The sequence below is a fragment of the Photorhabdus heterorhabditis genome (assembly GCF_001280945.1).
Lineage (GTDB): Bacteria > Pseudomonadota > Gammaproteobacteria > Enterobacterales > Enterobacteriaceae > Photorhabdus > Photorhabdus heterorhabditis.
In genome coordinates, this window is record NZ_LJCS01000050.1 from 1 (window position 1) to 20,566 (window position 20,566).

The following is a 20,566-nucleotide window of genomic DNA, read 5'->3' on the forward strand; positions in this document are numbered from 1 at the left end:
GGCATTCAGTTCCGCATAACTGAAAATCTGTTGTTGATATTCTAACGCTGTCGCCTGTGGGGCCTGCTCTGCCTGTTGCTCAAACAGCTGATGAATACATAACGGGTCTGGATAAGATGAATCCGTCTCGTTCCAGGTTTCCAGCAGCAACGTACGCTCAGCCTCAGACAACAAATTAAGCTGCCCGACGGGAATTTCATCACCACACCTTTTCGACCATGCCAACACCTGTAAGTGTTCGCTCATCCGCTGAATCATTTCCCGGCTCAGGCGATTTTCATCGTAGATCCAACGAAAATCCCCCCGCGTATTTATCTGGAACGTCAGCAATTCGCCGGAGACCTCCTGAGCACACGGTTTGTCATCCTGTATCACCGAGATGGCGATCGGCCACGGTTGATGGGTTGTTAATGCCGGAATAGCCCGCAGTGAAGGAGAGCGGGAGAGGAGATCACGACTAAATGTACGATGCTGTGACAGCCGGGCCAGCTCGCTATCAACCCAATCAGCGACCACACGACAAGGCTTATCAAATGCCACCTCAACGACCATGGGTACCACCGGTGCCAAATCTGCCGCCAGATCTTTTACTTCATCCACACACCAGCCGATTTGGAATTTAGTCTGCTGAATCAAGCGCGCAAGATAGATAATAAATACCTGCAACAGTTCCTTTGATGGATTCTCCTCATCGTCTTTTGACAATGGGGACTGCCAGGGACTCATTACCCATCGAGGTTCTGCCTGTTTCTCCATCATTTCAAAAGGTAACTGGAGGGGTTGCAAAGAAGCAAGACGCTCACACCAAAATGATTCACTAGGTGTAAGCATCTGGGGGATATTCCTTTCGCTCCCAGCCTGTTGTGAAATATCATTGGTGCTGGTTATATTTTCCACTGTCTGCGAGAGGTGTTCAACTTTAGGAGCACTTCCCGTTTTAGCCATATTATCTTTCATTTACGACCTCAACGAATCTGTTAGAAATTTAAAAACTGTCATTCTTAACAGTCATCAAAAATGCTTTTCTTTTACTTCTTGATTCCAAAAAATAAAAACGGACACGTCTGACATCAATTCAAGATATTAGATGCCACAGCCCAGCTAACCGCTGCCAATTAACAATTCTTCGACGCTAAATTTCCCTGACAACGGGATAAATAATTCACTTTATCATGCATAATAATAAATTCCATTTTTGTTCCTATTTTTCAGATAAATTCTTGCAGTTTTTATCGTCTGGAGCTGAAATTCCATAGCTAAGAATGGAGATATTAGATGAATTTATTAACCTATGAGGGAAAATATAATCTCAGAATAATAATAATCACATTCGACATTATTTTATAATAATTAAACCATACAACTAATAGCAATATTATTACATTCAATAACATGAAGAAACATTATAAATCACAATTAACTTCAAACATATTATTTCATAATAATAAAACAATGTGACCAGAATATAAACCACCTATACCCAATAGATTTCAAATTGCAGCACGGCGGCAAGTGAACGCATCCCCAGGAGCATAGATAACGATGTGACTGGGGTAAGTGAACGCAGCCAACAAAGAGGCAACTTGAAAGATGAAGGGTATAAATATTAAAATCGTTCTTGAATGCGATTTCTCGGATACCCCGAGACGCTGGCCAGCGCATGGCGCAAGCTGGGAAAATTTTTAATATTATTCAGTTTTCACATACCGCCAAACATATATATTTAGACTATTCTCCGCCGCTTTTTCATTTTTACCACCTCTATTCCATAGGGCTATATTCCTACACACGCGTCATGCTGACTATTTATTCACAAGAATAGCCAGTAATTACACCCAATGGATATTACAAATCATTTAGAATACACAAAACATATTCCAAAGAAAGGTCATAAAATTAAGAACAGTTAAATCGATTCATATCAATATTTAAAAAAATTATTATACCAATATTTTCCGTTAATTATTTATTAAAAATCACCGCCCCAACAATAACTCCAAAGTTAAATATACAATTTGAATAACAAAGCAATCAATAAAATAAACAATAAAACCCCATTTAGATTACACAATAAAAAATAATAACAACAGCAAAAAGACTTGGAAATTAACTCATATGGAGATTATCACCCTCCTTATTTTAATACAAAAAATCCGATATAAAAAATATATACCGGATCATCACAACATCACTAAAGCACTTAATATATCTTAAATTATCAGTATATGAATAATCATATATCTCATTGACATCCCCCCAGAAAAAGGCAATACAGACACCAGCGGATCAATTAATTACAAACTATAATCCCGGTGCTTTCCAAAGTGAAGTTGTTAAACCATGATCAACCAATGTTAACTGATCGGCATATATCGCCTGCCAGTTCTGTTTAGCCTTTTGATATACCTCATAATGTTCAGGATTGGGTTGATATTCGTGTTGCCAACGCACCAACTTTTCCCCTGTAGCACTCATTGCATCATACAACCCAACCCCTACGCCTGCTGCAATTGCACATCCTAAAGCAGTAGACTCTTTGACAATCGGAACCCGCACCGGAAGCCCGGTTACATCAGATAAAATCTGGCTCCATAATTTTCCTTTCGAGCCACCACCAGCAAATACCAGAGAATCCGGTTTCACTGCTGAAAATGCAGAGATTAGATCCAAATTGCAAGCCGAAACAATCGCAGCGTTTTCTTCCAATGCACGGAATAATGTCGCTTTATTACATTTTTCAGGATCAATTGACAGGTTAATAAAGGAAGGTGCTGCATGGTACCAAGCTTTAAACCGCATTACATCAGAGAAAATTGGCATAATGCCGTAAGCGCCAGCCGGCACTCTGGCTGCCATATCTTCCAGTAAGCTATAAGCATCAACACCAAGACGCTCCGCCAGTAATTTCTCTTCCGCGCAAAATGCATCCCTGAACCAGCGCATAGTTAAACCCGTAAAGAAACTGATGGATTCTGCCTGAACCATACCAGGAATAACATGAGGGTTAATCCGTGTATTCATATTCGGGTCAGTTATTGGTGCCGGTAGGTTTACAACCTGCTGCCAGAAAGTACCACCAAGAACAGCCGTCTGGGCGGGTTTTACAACACCTAAACCAAGACAACCAAGTTGAACATCACCGCCGCCCATGATCACCGGTGTTCCAATATTAAGTCCGCATTGAGATGCAGCCTTTTCAGTGACAAAACCTAACAAAGTTCCTGTTTCTTTTACCGGAGAAAGAATATCTGAACGCAGTCCTGCCATCTCAAGAAGGTCAGAACGCCAGTCACGACTGACCAGATCTAGCATTCCTGTTGTACCCGCATTGGAGGGATCTACGGCCAATTCACCACTGAGCATATTCGCCAGCCAATCGCTGATCATCGTTAAAGCTGCGGCTTGACGATAAATATCTGGACGATGATGAGCAAGCCATAAAAGACGAGGCATAGCTCCCAACGCCAACGTTTGGCCTGAACACTGATAAACATCATATTCAAAGGTATTGTTATATAACGCTTTCAATTCACCCACTTCATGGCTGGAGCGTGCATCCACATTGGCACAGGCCCAAATCGGTTCACCACTACGGTTATAAAGAACAATACCTTCCCGCATAGAACAGGACGCAACACCTTGAATAGCGCTGGCAGGTAATTCTGCTTTTTTCAGCGCCTGGCGGATACACTGACAAGCCAGCTGCCAGTTCATCACTAAATCAAATTCCATTGAGCCGGGTACATCAGGTACAGGCTGATGTACCCACTCAGCCTGCCCTGCGGCTATTTGATTCCCTTCAAGATCAAATATTACTGCACGAACACTCCCTGTCCCTGCATCAAGCGCCATCAGATATTTTCCTGATGGATTAGCACTACGGCGTTGATTCATGATGCTATCCTCAGTTTAATTATTTTCTGAACCTCTAGCCTTACCTTAAATTTTTGACTTATTCACGGATAGATTGAGTACATGGTCAGTGTCATTGTAATAAATTCAGCATCGCCCTAGCGGTCTGCTCTTCAGTCACCAATGCATTGATATATTGACCGTTAAGTGCTGCAATAATGGCTTCCGCTTTATCCTCACCTCCCGCAACACCAATAACTGTTGGAATCGTTTTCAGTTCCGGCATGGAGGTACCTATAAGCTCATGATGAATCTGCATATCTTCCACCAACTCACCATCTGCTTGCATAAAATAGCCGAGGATATCGCCGACAGCCCCTTTTCGGGCAAACATCAGTTGTTCACCACCGCTGATATAGCCAGAACGCATAATTGTCGCTTGCTGTTTCTGATTAATGGCACCGATACCAACGATAGCAATATCAGCCGCACCCGCTGCCAACAAAACATCACGGACACTACTCTCCTGACGGAATGTTTCAGCGACTTGGGCGGTCGAAGCACGTAATGGTGCGGGAATAATACTTATTGGACAGGCTGCATCCAGTTGGCCAATTCCAGTCATATAAGGACCGACACCACCGGACAGCGTTACCAGCCTAATTTGCTGTGATGAGATAAAACCACTTAAATGTTGTAACGTGCACATGGTAGTTTCACCAAATCCCACCGCCAGTAATTGCTGTGGTTCAATCAGCGCCATCAGTAGATGTGCGGCACCAATTCCCAATCTGGCACTAAGATTCATATCAGCCAGTGCGGGTAAAACACGCACTTGTTTCAGAGAAAAATGTTTTTGCAAAGTATCTTCCAGCGCCAGACAACCCTCATAGCGAGAGTTAATCTGTACTCGAATAACACCTGACTGCCGCCCCTTTTCCAGTAATCTGGAAACTTTTAACCGACTCAGACCAAGCAGATCACCGATATCCCCCTGTGTCAGGCCATCGTGATAGTAAAACCATGCAATACGCGCAAGTAGCTCTTCTTCACTCATGCTATTACCCGGATAGGTGTCCTCAGACAGCATCTGTTTCTCTTTGGCTGATTTTTCTTTTGCTAATTTTATCGACATAACCACTTTCTTTTTATCCGCACTCCACAGATAAGCATTAAAACGCATTACACGCCAGAGTCTTACCGTACAATTTGAACATAATACAACGCAGATCAAATTTTTTCATAAATTGTGATCTAAATAGTGCTAAATTCGGAATACAACAGCTACCATATTGAACAATTGTTTTTTATAAAAAAATATGTTCATTCAAAATTGTTATTTTGCCTGAACGGGTAATTTTCATCAAAGCAACATCAATCAATACGATTTCTAATTCTATTGTCCGGCAATCTCCGCCATTCGTGGTTGCTGGCCCAGTGTAAGCTAGTTAGGAGAAGAAAAATGGCAGATTTAGACGATATTAAAGACGGTAAAGATTTTGGTGTTGATGTTCCACAGAAGAATAGTCTGTTTGAACTGAAAGGCTGTGGCGCACTTGATTGGGGAATGCAATCACGACTATCACGGATTTTCAATCCCAAAACCAACCGAACTGTTATGTTGGCTTTCGACCACGGTTATTTCCAAGGACCAACAACTGGTCTTGAACGCATTGATATTAATATTGCCCCCCTATTTCCTCATACCGATGTATTAATGTGTACGCGCGGTATTCTGCGTAGTCAGGTTCCACCGGCAACTAATAAACCTGTAGTCTTGCGCGCTTCTGGTGCCAATTCTATCCTGACGGAACTGTCCAATGAAGCGGTCGCGGTTACGATGGAAGATGCCTTGCGTCTGAATGTTTGTGCGGTAGCGGCTCAGGTATATATCGGCTCTGAGCATGAACATCAATCAATCAAGAATATTATTAAGTTAGTCGATCAAGGAATGCGTTACGGTATGCCAACTATGGCGGTAACCGGTGTTGGTAAAGATATGGTTCGGGATCAACGTTATTTTTCTCTGGCGACTCGTATTGCTGCCGAAATGGGCGCGCAAATTATCAAAACTTACTATGTCGATACTGGCTTTGAACGTATTGCTAGCGGATGCCCAGTTCCTATTGTGATTGCTGGTGGTAAAAAACTCCCAGAAAAAGAGGCGCTGGAGATGTGTTATCAGGCAATTGATCAAGGCGCCGCCGGTGTTGATATGGGTCGTAACATTTTCCAATCCGAAGCACCGGTTGCCATGTTAAAAGCCGTTCAAGCCGTAGTACATCAGAATGAAAGTGCCAGCAAAGCTTATGAGTTGTTTTTAAGTGAAAAAGAATAAGGGGGATTAAGATGCACGTAACTTTAGTTGAAATTAATATTAAACAAGACAAATTAGATAAATTTCTTGAAATTTTCCGCTTAAATCATCTGGGTTCAATTGAGGAAGAAGGCAATCTTCGTTTTGATGTACTACGGGATGAAAATATTCCAACCCGTTTCTATATTTATGAAGCCTATGTTGATGAAAAAGCGGCTAATGAACACAAGAAAACATCTCATTATCTGAAATGTGTTGAAGAGCTTGATTCTCTGATGTCTGAACCAAGGAAGAAAACGACATTTATTGGTGTAATGCCGGAATAACATCAATAAGGCGCCTCAATATAACGATAAAATACAACATTGTTTAAATAATTAAATTGCCCGGGACAGAACATCTTGCCCGGGAATTCTACTCTCACGCTAATTTTAATTTCCCACAACTAAGAATAACAAGCAGAATACCCTGAAGTTTTATTACCAAATTAAACCGCCTATACATCAGGTCATTTTATTCAATACGAAAAGGTAGATTAAATCTGACAATTAATACCAATACAACGAAATAACTAATCATCAAGATCATCACTGCCTATATTTATCGGCACCATACAATGCCCCCGTTGCTTTTATCGGACTAAACCGGCCCGAGCCATAACCGGGATTAAACTGAGTAGCAGAAAATGCCTCATGATGAAGACGATAAATACGCTTTCCTGCTTTCCAGACACAATAATTACTTATATTCAATCTTTCTGGAAGTTCTGGAGTTTTTTGTAATTCCTGATCTTTCCTCTTAACCATGAACACCCTTTTCCAATTCACCTTTAGCTGCAATAAGTACTTGCTCTGGCATTGTTTTCAGGACTTCTTTGGGTTTTTTATTACCTAACCAACTATTATTTGAACCAAACCAAACAGCCAATCCCCAAGAGGTCTTTTTATCACCAAATAATGTGATTATTTTCTTAACAATATCAAGGGGCTTAAAATCTTCATTCAAGGCATATTGAGGAAAATAATCTTTACCATCAACCGTAATCGCAAAAATCTTATTACTGTTTTTCCATCTGTTTGGCCCCGCACTCTTATTACTAGATTTAAATCCATACCCATCTGAAATAGCCGTTGAGGTTAACCAGGTTGAATCTGACAGAATCAATTCCTTTAACGCTTTTCGACGTGCTAAGAAGCGAGCATCACGATCCTGCTTATGTTCAGATGACAGCCGCCTAACAGAATTATCTTCTGTTATCTTATTGGATACTTCCTTTTTGGGGTTAATCTCTGGTTCTACTTTTTTCTGCTTCACTCTCTTACTGGTCTTAAGTACAGGGGAAATATCATCTGTTTTTGAACTCACAAAACATAATGTTGAATTATGATCATCACAAATAGCAATAGAATTCACCGTTGCAACTGCGGCGTTTACTGCAACATATAAAGCTTTACCATATTCAGTGTTACCAGCTATGTTGCTATCCAATTTGATAACTAAATATTCAGCATCTTTATCAATCTTACGATCGATCAGTTCATGTCTCGATTTCCACCGATTTCTTCACCTCAGCAGATGAATATATTCTGGTTGCCATAGTATATCTTCTCATAACAGCATATGGATATATTCAATATATAGGATATATAATGACTAGTCACTATAGCACCAATAATAAATATTGTTGTTACTTTATAACACTTATGTGCTGACAAATGCTTATTCAAAAGGAGGAGTATTCACTGCCGTGAGTAAGAAAGGAATTTAAGAACAGAAGCAGTAAGCTCCACCGTTTGGGAGCTTGGTTATTCAACTAAAACAGATAACTAAATCAATCAATTTTTTTACTAATAGTAATTCCATCGAAATCATTATTACGAGTTAGCCACAGAGAAAGTGCTTTTAACGAATCAGATGTAAATTCATCACAACGAATCGTGATCTCCTCCGGTGTCAACCAACATACATCATCAATTTCTGCTGCCTGTAAAGCAAACGGGCCATGGCTGATACAACTGAATAATGCGCCATAAACACGGCAATTCTCTTCTTCATAATAAAAACTACCATGCTCGGCAAAAGGAACGCCTGCAATCCCCAGCTCTTCTTCTGCCTCTCGCCGGGCTGAATCCAACATATTTTCCCCCATCAGCACAACACCACCTGCGGTCGCATCCAGTTTTCCCGGGTAAAAATCTTTAGTTTCTGTACGATGCTGAACCAAAATTTTCCCCATGCCATTATGAACGACGATATAAGTGGCACGGTGCCGTAAACGTTGGGCTCGCATCTGTTGACGTGTAGCCTGGGCAATGACTTCATTATTTCCATTAACGATATCGATCCACTCAATACCCACTGTATTCTCTTGTTCCATCTGCAAAAAACCTTTTTTTATTAGCAAGAAATCGCAAATCTATAGAATGATTAATCTACCCAAAATAACCAAATTGATAGGACTACAAGACGGTATTCGTTTCGGACGATTCATGCAACCTTTTAACTTAACCTGAAATAGAACATCTGAGGAACTATACCCGTTATCTTTCAAATTGCCTCTTTGTTGGCTGCACTCACCCCGGTCACATAGTTATCTATGTTATCTATGCTCCCGGGGATTCGCTCCCTTACCGTCGCGATCCATCTTGAAGTCTATTGGGTATAGTCACCTTCAACATATTGGTTTCATCCAGTAACTGAAATATTCTTACGGAGCTATTTTACTCTTGCATTTTATAAGATCTCATATTTACACTACATTGTTTTCTTATTATTTACGACATCCAATCTTCACCAATTAGTACAAAATTATCCGTATAACGTTTTAAAGCCAAACTCCCCCATTTATTTTTTTTAGTATTAATAAGAGCCTGATTTAATTTATCATCCATATGTAAGAACAACATATTACGTTGCCGAATATCAGGAACAATATCATCCCGCTCTTTCATTGTTCTTTCAAATAACCGCATTTTATCCCGGTAAAAATGATATTTCTTCGGTTCAGCCAACTCTGCAATTCGGTCGCCAATGTAATGAATATATTTAAGCATACGGTGATCAGGCACACTCAAGGCATCTTTTAAAGTCGGGTTTTCATTACGTGGAAACCATTTATTCCTATCAGTATCACTGATATGTTTAAAAAATTCTTTCTGAATCTCTAATGCTGCCTTCATATCACTTTCTGTTTCATGGTTCAGCGCCGGAATTAAATACAATTTTACTTCAACCGGTAATGTGGCTTTGAGCCGTATATAGTGACTTGAATCTCTCTCTTCCACCCGTTCAATAATCAGATTGGCTTTATAAAAGTGAACTATTTTTCCATGATGCAAGAAAACTTCATTACCTTTTGTCAAGCCCAATAATTCAATAGTACTAAATAGATAGCCCAGCGGCCCCCAATAGTTATAAAGCCAGTTATCAAGGTCTTTTTCCGGAGGCGCGGATGGAACCAGGTCATTTTCATTCACATGACGGTAATGCGTGATACCTTCCAGTTCCTCTACCGCACTACGGGTTAATGTTCGCGGCATTCCATAACTATACAAACAAGGATGATATTTTTTCAGTTGTGCGCTATGCAATAATCCCAATGCACCTCCCAAGCTATGCCCACAAATAAATAAATTTCGGTTTTTAGACAAGTCACTGATTTCATCAAATACACTTTTATTATCAGAATCAGCAGATTTTAACTTGCTAATAAGACTAAATGCCTCCCAAAAACCCCTATGAACTTTGCCATTCTCGATAAAACCACTGCATACACCACCTTCACCACACCCCAATGGCACGGGCTGGTACATAATATCAGTGATAGCATCATTGATACTGGCTGTCCCTCGCCAACTAACAATAATATCTTGTTGATTAGCTGCATAAAATAACTCAGTATCTCCGAATAAGCTCACACTCGCTTTTGAGTCAATAAATACAACATCAGTATAACGTTCACGAAATGGCACATCATAAGCAATAGGAGAACGCGCTATTTTTTCTACTTTATTGGGCAATTGGGATATATCCAACATCTGCCGGTTAAAAAAATGAGTGATAGAACCTGCTACACTAGCATTATCATCAGAATATGCCAGCACCCCCATTAACGCTAAATTATAAGCATTCACCAAAGTGTAATCTGTCTGGTGATGTAATAATAACGCCCAAGCCCGAAACGGGCACACTTCCAGAACATATCGGCAACTAATCGCATAAACGCAAAAACCTTCCGGTACTGGGTTAGGGAAATGGTAATGCGGCGGTTTATTTTCTTTCCATTTATCGATCACAGGCAAGCCATCACTTATTTGACCAATCGTCACATAACGATATTGGTGGCCTTCTACTTCCGCTTTCGGTTTAACTACCGATGCTCTGATATCACGCTTCTCTCGTAATGGTCTCTGTTCCATTTCATCAGCCAATGGCTGAGCACTGATATACAATATTACTGGGTAAAGTGGCAGATTTTCTTCCCTGAGCAATCCTTGATCATTAGTCACACCTTTACGTTCATTACTTGGCACTCCCTGACTTATCAGACGATAAGGCATATTAACTAACGGATTACCTTGTTCATCAACTAATTGGAATTCCACCCAATGTTCTATTATCTCTTCACTATCAATAGCGTCTCGCAGGCATAATTTGCTCATAATTGTTGTTTTCCTTTTTTTATTTTTAAATATTAATTCAACGCTTATTATCAAACTGACACTAATAATAGTGAAAGATAAAATTAATTCACTCAAGCATGCAATTGCAATAAAATTCAACAAATGCAAAACGAATATAATTATGAAAAATCCAAGAACAAAAGAATGAAAAATTAGGAATAATCCAAGTTATTGAATTACTTTACCTCATAAATTTATAATCTGAAAAAATAAAAAAACCATCATTAACCAATCGGATAAAAAATTATCAACACCATAAAACAACACATTGAATAACATATAAAAACATTCATTCATCTAACTTTCGCAACAAGCCGTTAAATTTTATTTTTGATGGATTAAATAATAAAAGATTCTATTTTAGATCAACAAAAGGAACGATAAAGAGGTTAATGATAACATACAAATATATTATTCATGCAAATATCACATCAATTACTTATACTCAATAGATTTCAAGATGCATCGCGACGGCGAGGAAGCGAATCCCCGGGAGCATAGATAACTATGTCATAGAGAACTCTGTGACCGGGGTGAGTGAATGCAGCCAACAAAGAGGCAACTTGAAAGATAACAGGTATATTACATGCTGCATAACCTAATGATAATGTGTAATACAATTTTACGTTCTATCGGAGGCTCTATGATCGATCTGTACTATGCACCAACGCCAAATGGTCACAAAATCACACTCTTCCTTGAAGAAGCTGGCCTTCCCTATAATCTCCATCGGATTGATATTAGTGCGGGGGATCAATTCAAACCTGAATTTCTTGCAATTTCTCCTAATAACAAGATTCCGGCTATTATTGATCAGCAGCCAGCCGATGGCAGCAAGCCTGTTACCATTTTTGAATCCGGCGCCATCCTTATTTATCTTGCTGAAAAAACGGGGAGATTGCTTAGCAAAGATATGCATGAACGCATTCAAAGCCTACAATGGCTGTTCTGGCAAGTTGGCGGTTTCGGCCCAATGTTGGGGCAAAATCACCATTTTAATCGTTTCGCACCTGAAAAAGTGCCTTACGCGATTAACCGTTATCAGGAAGAAACAAAACGCCTGTATAAGGTTCTGAATGCCCAATTGGAAAAAAACCCCTATCTGGGTGGTCAGGAATACAGCATTGCTGATATCGCAACTTATCCGTGGGCGCGTTCCCATGAATATCAAAATATTGATCTGGATGATTATCCAGCAGTCAAAAAATGGTTTGATATTATCAGTCAACGTCCCGCCACTCAGACAGCATACAACAAAGCCTAATTCTGTTTGCGGGGTAATTATTTCCCCGCAAAACTTGATCACGTTAACAGATAGCCGTATCTTTAACCATCAGCCCTTACATCCCTGCTATAGTTTTTTATATCAACTTTAGGTTACAGGAGTGGCTATGCGTATTTTAATCACCGGAGGAACAGGGCTAATTGGTAGCCGCTTGGTTTACCAGCTTCTTTCCCTATCTCATTCCATTACCATTCTGAGCCGTTCACCTCAGAAAGTTTATTCTCTGTTCTGTAAACAGGCTGAATGTTGGACCAGTCTGAAAGATAAAACAGATCTCAACGATTTTGATGCTGTTATTAATCTTGCTGGTGAACCCATAGCAAACAAGCCCTGGACTCCAACTCAAAAAGAGAAACTGTGCCAAAGTCGCTGGGAATTAACAGAACATATCAGCCAGCTAATTAATGCCAGTCAAACACCACCAGAGGTATTTATTTCCGGCTCTGCCGTAGGCTATTACGGAGATCAAAATCAAGCCGTTGTTACAGAAAATGATCCACCCAATGATGAATTTACTCATCAACTCTGTAAACGCTGGGAACAACTTGCATTACAGGCTGCTAGTGATAAAACCCGTGTTTGTCTTTTGCGTACTGGCGTTGTACTGGCAAAAAATGGTGGAGTACTGAAAAAAATGTTACCCCTTTTTCGTCTTGGGCTTGGCGGCCCTATGGGTAGCGGAAAACAGTATCTCCCTTGGATTCATATTGATGATATGGTGAATGGCATCTATTACCTGCTGATGACTCCCGAATTAAGCGGCCCTTTTAATATGACTGCCCCTTACCCAGTACATAATGATCAGTTTGCCGCAACACTGGCGGAAGTGCTGAAACGCCCTGCAATTATCCGGATACCTGCTTTCGTGCTGAAATTACTGATGGGAGAGGCTGCGGTATTAACACTGAGCGGACAACAGGCAATACCACATAAATTAGAGCAGGCGGGATTTGGCTTCCGCTATTTTCAGCTAAAAGAAGCTTTTGAAAATCTACTTAATATTAAATCTCAACACCTTTAGCCCCCTGCCAACGGGTGAATAGATCATGAGGTAACTCAATATCAAACTGATCGAGTACTCGATTAACCGTCTGATCAATAATATCCTGAATTTGTTTAGGCTGATGATAAAACGCAGGAACTGGCGGCATAATTACAGCGCCAATTTCTGCGGCCTGAGTCATCAGCCGGAGATGCCCTAAATGCAATGGCGTTTCTCTCACACCGAGCACCAACTTACGACCTTCTTTCAATACAACATCTGCTGCTCTGGTCACTAATCCATCAGTATAACTGTGGACAATGCCTGAAAGAGTTTTCATTGAGCATGGTAAAATGACCATGCCCAACGTTTTGAACGAACCTGAAGAAATAGCAGCGGCTATGTCTCTATTGTCATACACAACATCAGCCAGCGCCTGAACATCCCGTAAACCATAATTTGTTTCAAGCGCCAGCGTTTGACGAGCGGACTGACTAATGACCAGATGTGTTTCTACATTTTCAACTGGTTGTAAAACTTGCAGTAGCCTGACGCCATAAATAGCTCCACTTGCTCCCGTAAGCCCCACTATCAATCTTTTCATTTTTTCCTCATGCTGACACCGGGCTGCTATTTAAATCCAAAGGTAATCAACCTTCATTATAGATATCCAGGTTTTCAATTTCATTCTGATTATTCAGTTCCTTTTCATCGTCTTTACGCAGATTTTCCAGATAATAAAGGTAAGTCTGGTCAATATCTTTGGTGACATAAATACCATTGAAAACTGAACATTCAAACTCTTCAATATCCGGATTTTCTTCACGAACAGCCGCAACCAAATCAGTTAAATCCTGGAATATCAACGCATCAGCACCAATAAACTGACGAATTTCATCAACCTCACGCCCATGAGCGATCAGTTCATTTGCACTCGGCATATCAATGCCATAAACATTTGGAAAACGCACTTCCGGCGCTGCCGAAGCAAGATAAACCTTCTTCGCTCCTGCTTCACGAGCCATTTCAACAATCTGTTCCGACGTTGTACCACGAACGATAGAATCATCCACCAATAAGACATTTTTATCACGGAATTCTGCACGATTGGCATTCAGTTTACGACGGACTGACTTCCGACGCTCCTGTTGCCCAGGCATGATAAATGTACGACCAACATAACGGTTTTTCACAAATCCCTGGCGATAGGGTTTACCCAGTATACGGGCAATTTCCAGAGCGATATCACAAGAAGTTTCAGGAATTGGGACAACCACATCAATATGCAAATCTTCCCATTCACGGGCAATTTTTGCCCCCAGCTTCTGTCCCATGCGCACACGGGCATTATAAACCGAAATCTTATCAATAAAAGAGTCTGGCCGAGCTAAATAGACAAATTCAAACAAACATGGAGTTAAAGAAGGGTTTTCAGCACATTGACGGGTAAATAACTGACCTTTCTCTGTAATATAAACCGCTTCACCTGATGCAACATCCCGCAAGAATTCAAAACCTAGCGTATCCAATGCAACACTTTCAGAAGCAATCATATATTCATTGCGGCCATCATCCAAAGTACGCTTGCCTAAAACCAATGGACGAATACCATGCGGATCGCGGAAAGCAACCAATCCATGTCCAATAATCATCGCAATACAGGCATAAGCGCCACTCACTTGCTTATGCAATGCCGCTACCGCAGCGAAAATATTATCAGGCTCCAATGGGTAATGCTGAAAATGCCCCAATTCATTAGCAAAAACATTGAGCAAAATTTCAGAGTCTGACGTGGTATTCACATGGCGACGGGCATTTTCAAACAGTTTTTTCTTTAACTCATGAGCATTAGTCAAATTACCATTGTGTGTCAATGTGATACCAAATGGAGAATTGACATAAAATGGCTGAGCTTCCGATGCACTAGAGCTGCCAGCTGTCGGATAGCGTACATGACCAATCCCAATTGTTCCCTGTAAACGCAGCATATGCCGAGCTTCAAACACATCTCTCACTAAACCATTAGCTTTGCGTAAACGGAACCCATTGTTACCATCAATAGTTGCAATGCCAGCAGCATCTTGCCCACGGTGCTGAAGCACCGTCAGCGCATCATAAATCGACTGGTTAACCGGTGTAAAACCAACGATACCAACAATACCGCACATGTAGTTTTTCCTCATCAGCCAAGCGGAGAGGTATATTTCTCCGGCAGGAAACTTGACGCATTTTGCAGGTAGTCAAAGAACCACCTGATAATATGACTGAACTGTGGGATCAATTGTGATTGTTTCCAATCCTCACTTTGAGCAAATGGTGTGAATGTATCCAGAAAAAATAGAATAGCCGCGACAATCAGCACACCACGCAACGCCCCAAAGCAGATCCCCAGCACCCGATCAGTACCTGACAATCCAGTCCGTTGCACAAGAGAACCTATCACATAGTTCACCACAGAACCGACAATCAAAGTAGCAACAAACAAAACCGCAATAGCAATTCCGTTACGCACCAACTCATCTTCAAAACGGGTAAAATAAGCCGCTAAGTAAATGTAGAAGTGACTTGCTACAAAGAAAGCACATCCCCAAGTGACCAGTGACAAAGCTTCTCGAATAAACCCACGAATCAGGCTAACCAATGCCGAGAAGCCAATAATGGCAATAATAACGTAATCAATCCAGACCATGTTTTAAATCCCAAATAGGCACCCCGGCATCCGTTTCGGGCGCATTCTAACAGAAAACGAAAACGTTTGCGTAGCAGATTTCCTGTTCCACTGAAAATAATTAGCGGCGATATGGAGAAATCATCATCGCCGCAGTCACCTAATATTTACTGCTTGATTTCATGATGGTTACCCACTCATCACATAAGCAATGACAGCCTTATTACGGCTTATAACCTCTTACCTGCCCTTGTAACCCGGTCAGACTTTTCAAGTCTGATAACGCCGATTCGAGTTGTTGCCTGGAAACATTTGGACCAACATATATTCTGGTCAACTGCCCCTGAACTGGAGACGAAGGAACAGTATAGACTTGATAGCCAGACAGACGCAGTCTAGCGACTATTTCATCTACCTTTCCTGCATTTTTCAAAGCACCAAGTTGTACGATATAAGCTTGTCCCTGCGGTGCTTTTTCAACTGGCTTCGTTTCAATTTTTGACTCTGGTTTAACCTCTAATTTGGCTTTAGGCTCCGGTGACACTAGCGGTTTAGGATCTGTTTTTTGCTCAGGCTTACTCTGTAGTTTAGGTTTCACTTCTGGCTGAACAGCCGGAGGGGTTATCGGCGCTGGCTGTGGCGGAACCGTTACCAGCGGTATTTCCGGTTGTTCTAACGTTTCTGGCAGCAATACCTCTGTCTCATCCTCCAGAGGGACTGATAATATTGTTGAATTAAGGGGAGAAATAGATTCAATCTCCTGCTCATCCCCAGGCTTAGGAACCAAGGGAATTGATGCAAACTTATCTTCGTTGTATTTCTTATTACCGTCCAACAACACAGGTAGCACTATGACCCCTAGTGCTACCAATACAATTGTACCGACCAAACGATTCTGAAATTTACTTGCCACTTCCCTTCTCCCTATCCAGAGCCTCCATGACATGCGCGACCGTGTGGAATGAACCACAAACTACAACGATATCCTGTTCATCAGCATCTGCCATTGCCTGATACCAAGCACTTTCCACATCAGTGAATACCTGCGGTTGTTTAAGATGCAGAGCCAGTGTCTGTGCATCCGCACCACGCAATTCAGTCAAAGGAGCGCAATACCACTCATCAATTTGCTGTGATAGGCAAGCCAGTGTGCCGGCGATATCTTTATCACCAAGCATACCCACTACACCAAGAATTTTACTATCTGGTTGACGGGGCAAAAGAGCCAGTTTCTGTACCAAATAAGCCGCAGCATGTGGGTTATGTGCCACATCCAAAATTAACAATGGATGTTCGCGAACTATTTGGAAACGCCCTGGCAACTGTGCATTTTGCAGCCCTTGATGAATTGCCCGCTCATTAATAGCCTGACTGACTTTATCATCCTGTCGCAATAGACAACAAATCACTCCCAGCGCAGTTGCTGCATTCATCAAAGGCACATTCGGTAAAGGCAGATTACTCAGTAGCATATCATCAGATTGCCAGCACCAACTTTTCTCCTGTTTGGAAAATCGCCAGTCAGTACCACAACAGAATAGCTTAGCGCCTAATTCACCAGCGACTTCCGCAATAGAAGATGGCATATCCGGTTCACCAACCACGGCAAAATGATCTTTACGGAAAATACCCGCTTTCTCATAGCCAATATGCTCACGGTCTGCTCCTAACCAATCAGTATGATCGAGAGCAATGCTGGTAATAGCTGCAATATCAGCATCCACAATATTTGTCGCATCTAAGCGGCCACCTAAACCCACCTCTAAAATGACAACATCCAGACAAGCTTCTTTAAACAATTGCAAGGCTGCTAATGTGCCATATTCAAAATAAGTCAGTGAAATCTCCCCACGGCGGGATTCGATATCTGCAAATACACGGCAAAATGCCTGTTCAGGCAACTCCTTACCCTGAATACGTACCCTTTCGGTATAACATACAAGATGAGGAGAACTGTAAACACCCACTCGCAATCCAGCCGCTAGCAGAACAGATTCGATAGTGCAACAAGTGGTACCTTTACCGTTAGTGCCAGATACTGTGATTATCTTAGGTGCAGGATTCACCAGTTCCAGGATTCGGGCAAGTTTCCCCACACGCTCAAGCCCCATATCAATGGCTTTAGTATGCAGGCTTCCAAGATAGGAAAGCCACGTCGTCAATGACGACGTGGCTTGAGGAATTTGCAAAGTGTCAGACATCTTCTTTATTAGTACTTATTTGAATATCCGCATCAACATCAGCGGGTTCTGCCACAAATTCAGCAACAATCGGCTGAGCGCCTGGTTGCGGCTGATGAGTCAGTTTAGAAAGCAAACTGGCAAGAGTATTACGCATTTCAGGACGACGAACAATCATGTCAATTGCGCCTTTTTCCAACAAAAACTCGCTGCGCTGGAAACCTGGCGGCAATTTCTCACGTACTGTCTGCTCAATAACACGAGGCCCCGCAAAACCAATTAATGCTTTTGGTTCAGCAATATTAATATCCCCCAACATTGCCAAACTCGCTGAAACCCCTCCCATTGTCGGATCGGTCATCACAGAAATGTAAGGCAAACCACGTTCCTGCAATTTTGCCAGAGCAGCACTGGTTTTTGCCATCTGCATCAGTGACATCAACGCTTCTTGCATACGAGCGCCGCCACTGGAAGAGAAACAAACCAGAGGACAATCATCTTCCAACGCCTGTTCTACTGCGCGGACAAAACGGGCACCAACAACAGAAGCCATTGAACCGCCCATAAATGCAAATTCAAAGGCAGCTGCAACAACTGGCATACCATCCAAGGTACCTTTCATCACGACCAGAGCATCTTTCTCTTGCGTTTGTTTCTGTGCTGCTGATATGCGGTCTTTATACTTCTTAGAATCACGGAATTTTAAAATGTCTTTCGGTTCTAATTCGCCACCTAATTCAGTTGTTGTTCCTTCATCAAGAAAAGTCTCCAACCGGGTACGTGCTGAAATACGCATGTGATGATCACATTTAGGACAAACCTCAAGATTGCGCTCTAACTCAGCACGGTAGAGCACCTGACTGCAACTATCACATTTAGTCCAAACCCCTTCAGGAATATTTGCCTTACGGGTTTGGGTAATGTTGCTTTTATTAAGAATTTTTTCAATCCAGCTCATTAATGATCTTTCCGTCTGAATCTGGCTTATGCCAGTTTTGTTATTGTGTGCCATTAAACCACAATGCTATTACAGTGTGGATAAAAAACTGCTCAAACCTGTTACGAGTTATTCGCTTTCTGTTTTGCCACCGCACGACGATGACGCCAAATTTCAATTACACCCGGCAAGATTGAGATAAAGATGATAGCGACAATCAACAGTTTCAAATTCTGTTGTACCACTGGCATATCACCGAATATATAACCAGAATAGGTGAATAAAAGCACCCAAACCAGTGCGCCAATCACGTTGTAAGCAGCAAAATGACGATAAGACATTTTACCCATGCCAGCAACGAATGGCACAAATGTTCTGATGATCGGTACAAATCGCGCTAAAATAATTGCTTTCCCACCATGTTTTTCATAAAACTCATGCGCTTTTTCTAGATAACTACGGCGGAAAATTTTTGAATCCGGATTTGTAAACAACCTCTCACCAAAAATGCGGCCAATAGCATAATTCACCGCATCACCAATAATGGCCGCAGTAATCATCAACGCTACCATGACGTGCACATTTAGATCGTTTGAATCTAAAGCAGCTAAAGCACCCGCAACAAATAAAAGTGAATCTCCCGGCAGGAACGGAGTGACAACTAATCCTGTTTCACAAAACAAAATCAAGAACAGAATGCCATACACCCAGTTACCATATTGTGCGACAAGTTCAGCCAAATGAATATCAATATGGAGAATAAAATCAATGATAAACTTAGTAAAATCAAATAAATGAGTAAAAAATTCCATAATATTCTCCGTTATACCAAAACATCCATGTCGGCAACTAAAAACGTTAAATCAAATCATCTGCCAGAAACAGAGGCCCTATAACAGATTCCGGCAAGTCAAACTGCGGATAATCAACGGCAACTAAATATAATCCTGCCGATTTTGCCGTCGCAGCCGCTTTCGTCCGGTCTTTTAAAACAAGCAACTGGGCCATCCAGTTAATATCCTGATTACCACAACCAATCTCCATCAAACTCCCAGCAATATTACGTACCATATGGTGTACAAAAGCATTGGCTTTAATATCCATTACCACGTAATGCCCATGACGGCTGACATTAATATGCATCACATTACGCCAAGGAGTTTTGGATTGGCACTGAACGGCACGGAAAGAGGTAAAATCATTTTCACCCAACAAACACTGCGCTGCCTGATGCATCCGTTTTTCATCCAGTGGATAGTGAAAGTGTGTCACTCCACTAGCCAACACTGCCGGACGATAACGATGATTAAAAATAATGTAACGATACCGCCGGGCTGTAGCACTGAAACGGGCATGAAAATCCTCATCCACTATTTTCACCCAACGAACAGCAATATCCGGTGGTAAATGTGCGTTCACGCCCATAGTCCATGCTGCATCCTTGCGCTGGGCAGACGTTTCAAAATGAACGACCTGTCCTGTTGCATGTACTCCAGCATCAGTTCGACCGGCACAAAATACTGATATAGGTTCATTGGCGACTTTTGATAATGCCTGCTCAAGGCACTCCTGAACACTTTTCACTTCCTGCTGGCGCTGCCAGCCATAATACTGGCTGCCATCGTACTCAACTCCCAACGCAATTTTCATTTTTGAACCTGGC

At 41.6% G+C, this 20,566-nt stretch carries 19 protein-coding genes; 4 read left to right on the plus strand and 15 right to left on the minus strand.

Annotated features, from left to right (window positions below; genetic code table 11):
• From AM629_RS15490 to lsrR, 3 genes are all read right to left on the minus strand, one after another.
• On the minus strand, positions 1-957 hold a 957-nt coding region (locus AM629_RS15490; RefSeq protein ID WP_200905771.1), incomplete at its 3' end, for a hypothetical protein.
• A 1,344-nt stretch (positions 958-2,301) separates the two neighbouring features.
• Positions 2,302-3,894: an autoinducer-2 kinase gene (gene lsrK, locus AM629_RS15495; protein WP_054480170.1), complete on the minus strand. Its 1,593-nt coding sequence runs from the start codon at positions 3,892-3,894 to the stop codon at positions 2,302-2,304.
• A gap of 91 nt (positions 3,895-3,985) precedes the next feature.
• Positions 3,986-4,987, minus strand: coding sequence for a transcriptional regulator LsrR (gene lsrR, locus AM629_RS15500; protein ID WP_149617512.1), 1,002 nt, complete (start codon positions 4,985-4,987; stop codon positions 3,986-3,988).
• Positions 4,988-5,314: 327 nt separating this feature from the next.
• On the opposite strand from lsrR, the gene lsrF reads away from it, so the two are divergent.
• Positions 5,315-6,190 carry a 3-hydroxy-5-phosphonooxypentane-2,4-dione thiolase gene (gene lsrF, locus AM629_RS15505; protein ID WP_054480171.1) on the plus strand — a complete coding sequence of 292 codons (876 nt, stop codon included), beginning with the start codon at positions 5,315-5,317 and terminating at the stop codon, positions 6,188-6,190.
• Between the two features lie 11 nt (positions 6,191-6,201).
• Complete coding sequence (gene lsrG / locus AM629_RS15510; protein ID WP_054480172.1) at positions 6,202-6,495, plus strand: (4S)-4-hydroxy-5-phosphonooxypentane-2,3-dione isomerase; 294 nt, start codon at positions 6,202-6,204, stop codon at positions 6,493-6,495.
• A gap of 261 nt (positions 6,496-6,756) precedes the next feature.
• Here the strand turns inward: lsrG and AM629_RS15515 are convergent, their stop codons facing one another.
• The 4 genes from AM629_RS15515 to AM629_RS15530 form a co-directional block, all read right to left on the minus strand.
• The gene (locus AM629_RS15515; protein WP_054480173.1) at positions 6,757-6,975 is read right to left on the minus strand and encodes an RES family NAD+ phosphorylase; all 219 of its coding nucleotides are present in this window, start codon (positions 6,973-6,975) and stop codon (positions 6,757-6,759) included.
• Positions 6,968-7,657, minus strand: coding sequence for a hypothetical protein (locus tag AM629_RS15520; protein WP_054480174.1), 690 nt, complete (start codon positions 7,655-7,657; stop codon positions 6,968-6,970). The genes AM629_RS15515 and AM629_RS15520 overlap by 8 nt, the downstream gene beginning before the upstream one ends.
• 343 nt (positions 7,658-8,000) lie before the next feature.
• The gene (gene yfcD, locus AM629_RS15525) at positions 8,001-8,546 is read right to left on the minus strand and encodes an NUDIX hydrolase YfcD (RefSeq protein ID WP_054480175.1); all 546 of its coding nucleotides are present in this window, start codon (positions 8,544-8,546) and stop codon (positions 8,001-8,003) included.
• Between the two features lie 397 nt (positions 8,547-8,943).
• Entirely contained in the window at positions 8,944-10,830 is a 1,887-nt protein-coding gene (locus AM629_RS15530; RefSeq protein WP_054480176.1) for a lipase family protein, read from the minus strand.
• A gap of 664 nt (positions 10,831-11,494) precedes the next feature.
• On the opposite strand from AM629_RS15530, the gene AM629_RS15535 reads away from it, so the two are divergent.
• Together AM629_RS15535 and AM629_RS15540 are read left to right on the plus strand one after the other, a co-directional pair.
• Positions 11,495-12,115 carry a glutathione binding-like protein gene (locus tag AM629_RS15535; protein WP_054480200.1) on the plus strand — a complete coding sequence of 207 codons (621 nt, stop codon included), beginning with the start codon at positions 11,495-11,497 and terminating at the stop codon, positions 12,113-12,115.
• A 127-nt stretch (positions 12,116-12,242) separates the two neighbouring features.
• Positions 12,243-13,157 carry a TIGR01777 family oxidoreductase gene (locus AM629_RS15540; protein WP_054480177.1) on the plus strand — a complete coding sequence of 305 codons (915 nt, stop codon included), beginning with the start codon at positions 12,243-12,245 and terminating at the stop codon, positions 13,155-13,157.
• Here the strand turns inward: AM629_RS15540 and AM629_RS15545 are convergent.
• The 8 genes from AM629_RS15545 to truA form a co-directional block, all read right to left on the minus strand.
• Positions 13,138-13,722, minus strand: coding sequence for a UbiX family flavin prenyltransferase (locus AM629_RS15545; protein WP_054480178.1), 585 nt, complete (start codon positions 13,720-13,722; stop codon positions 13,138-13,140). The genes AM629_RS15540 and AM629_RS15545 overlap by 20 nt on opposite strands.
• A 46-nt stretch (positions 13,723-13,768) precedes the next feature.
• A complete protein-coding gene (purF, locus tag AM629_RS15550) occupies positions 13,769-15,286 on the minus strand; it encodes an amidophosphoribosyltransferase (RefSeq protein ID WP_054480179.1) in 1,518 nt (505 codons plus the stop codon).
• A gap of 14 nt (positions 15,287-15,300) precedes the next feature.
• Positions 15,301-15,807: a colicin V production protein gene (cvpA, locus tag AM629_RS15555; RefSeq protein WP_054480180.1), complete on the minus strand. Its 507-nt coding sequence runs from the start codon at positions 15,805-15,807 to the stop codon at positions 15,301-15,303.
• Between the two features lie 202 nt (positions 15,808-16,009).
• Positions 16,010-16,699 (minus strand): cell division protein DedD, encoded by a 690-nt coding sequence (gene dedD, locus AM629_RS15560; protein ID WP_054480181.1) that lies wholly within the window; start codon positions 16,697-16,699, stop codon positions 16,010-16,012.
• On the minus strand, positions 16,689-17,987 hold the full coding sequence (gene folC, locus AM629_RS15565) for a bifunctional tetrahydrofolate synthase/dihydrofolate synthase (RefSeq protein WP_054480182.1): 1,299 nt from the start codon (positions 17,985-17,987) through the stop codon (positions 16,689-16,691). Before folC ends, dedD begins: the two co-directional genes overlap by 11 nt.
• Positions 17,980-18,924 (minus strand): acetyl-CoA carboxylase, carboxyltransferase subunit beta, encoded by a 945-nt coding sequence (gene accD, locus AM629_RS15570; protein WP_054480183.1) that lies wholly within the window; start codon positions 18,922-18,924, stop codon positions 17,980-17,982. The genes folC and accD overlap by 8 nt, the downstream gene beginning before the upstream one ends.
• A gap of 101 nt (positions 18,925-19,025) precedes the next feature.
• A complete protein-coding gene (locus AM629_RS15575; protein WP_054480184.1) occupies positions 19,026-19,715 on the minus strand; it encodes a DedA family protein in 690 nt (229 codons plus the stop codon).
• Between the two features lie 46 nt (positions 19,716-19,761).
• Positions 19,762-20,553, minus strand: coding sequence for a tRNA pseudouridine(38-40) synthase TruA (gene truA, locus AM629_RS15580; protein ID WP_235525490.1), 792 nt, complete (start codon positions 20,551-20,553; stop codon positions 19,762-19,764).
• Positions 20,554-20,566: the final 13 nt, after the last annotated feature.

Bases quoted from the DNA above. Each gene is read 5' to 3' on its own strand.
- lsrK (WP_054480170.1), bottom strand. From the start codon at position 3,894: ATGAATCAACGCCGTAGTGCTAATCCATCAGGAAAATATCTGATGGCG.
- lsrR (WP_149617512.1), bottom strand. From the start codon at position 4,987: ATGTCGATAAAATTAGCAAAAGAAAAATCAGCCAAAGAGAAACAGATG.
- lsrF (WP_054480171.1), top strand. From the start codon at position 5,315: ATGGCAGATTTAGACGATATTAAAGACGGTAAAGATTTTGGTGTTGAT.
- lsrG (WP_054480172.1), top strand. From the start codon at position 6,202: ATGCACGTAACTTTAGTTGAAATTAATATTAAACAAGACAAATTAGAT.
- AM629_RS15515 (WP_054480173.1), bottom strand. From the start codon at position 6,975: ATGGTTAAGAGGAAAGATCAGGAATTACAAAAAACTCCAGAACTTCCA.
- yfcD (WP_054480175.1), bottom strand. From the start codon at position 8,546: ATGGAACAAGAGAATACAGTGGGTATTGAGTGGATCGATATCGTTAAT.
- AM629_RS15530 (WP_054480176.1), bottom strand. From the start codon at position 10,830: ATGAGCAAATTATGCCTGCGAGACGCTATTGATAGTGAAGAGATAATA.
- AM629_RS15535 (WP_054480200.1), top strand. From the start codon at position 11,495: ATGATCGATCTGTACTATGCACCAACGCCAAATGGTCACAAAATCACA.
- AM629_RS15540 (WP_054480177.1), top strand. From the start codon at position 12,243: ATGCGTATTTTAATCACCGGAGGAACAGGGCTAATTGGTAGCCGCTTG.
- AM629_RS15545 (WP_054480178.1), bottom strand. From the start codon at position 13,722: ATGAAAAGATTGATAGTGGGGCTTACGGGAGCAAGTGGAGCTATTTAT.
- purF (WP_054480179.1), bottom strand. From the start codon at position 15,286: ATGTGCGGTATTGTTGGTATCGTTGGTTTTACACCGGTTAACCAGTCG.
- cvpA (WP_054480180.1), bottom strand. From the start codon at position 15,807: ATGGTCTGGATTGATTACGTTATTATTGCCATTATTGGCTTCTCGGCA.
- folC (WP_054480182.1), bottom strand. From the start codon at position 17,987: ATGTCTGACACTTTGCAAATTCCTCAAGCCACGTCGTCATTGACGACG.
- accD (WP_054480183.1), bottom strand. From the start codon at position 18,924: ATGAGCTGGATTGAAAAAATTCTTAATAAAAGCAACATTACCCAAACC.
- AM629_RS15575 (WP_054480184.1), bottom strand. From the start codon at position 19,715: ATGGAATTTTTTACTCATTTATTTGATTTTACTAAGTTTATCATTGAT.
- truA (WP_235525490.1), bottom strand. From the start codon at position 20,553: ATGAAAATTGCGTTGGGAGTTGAGTACGATGGCAGCCAGTATTATGGC.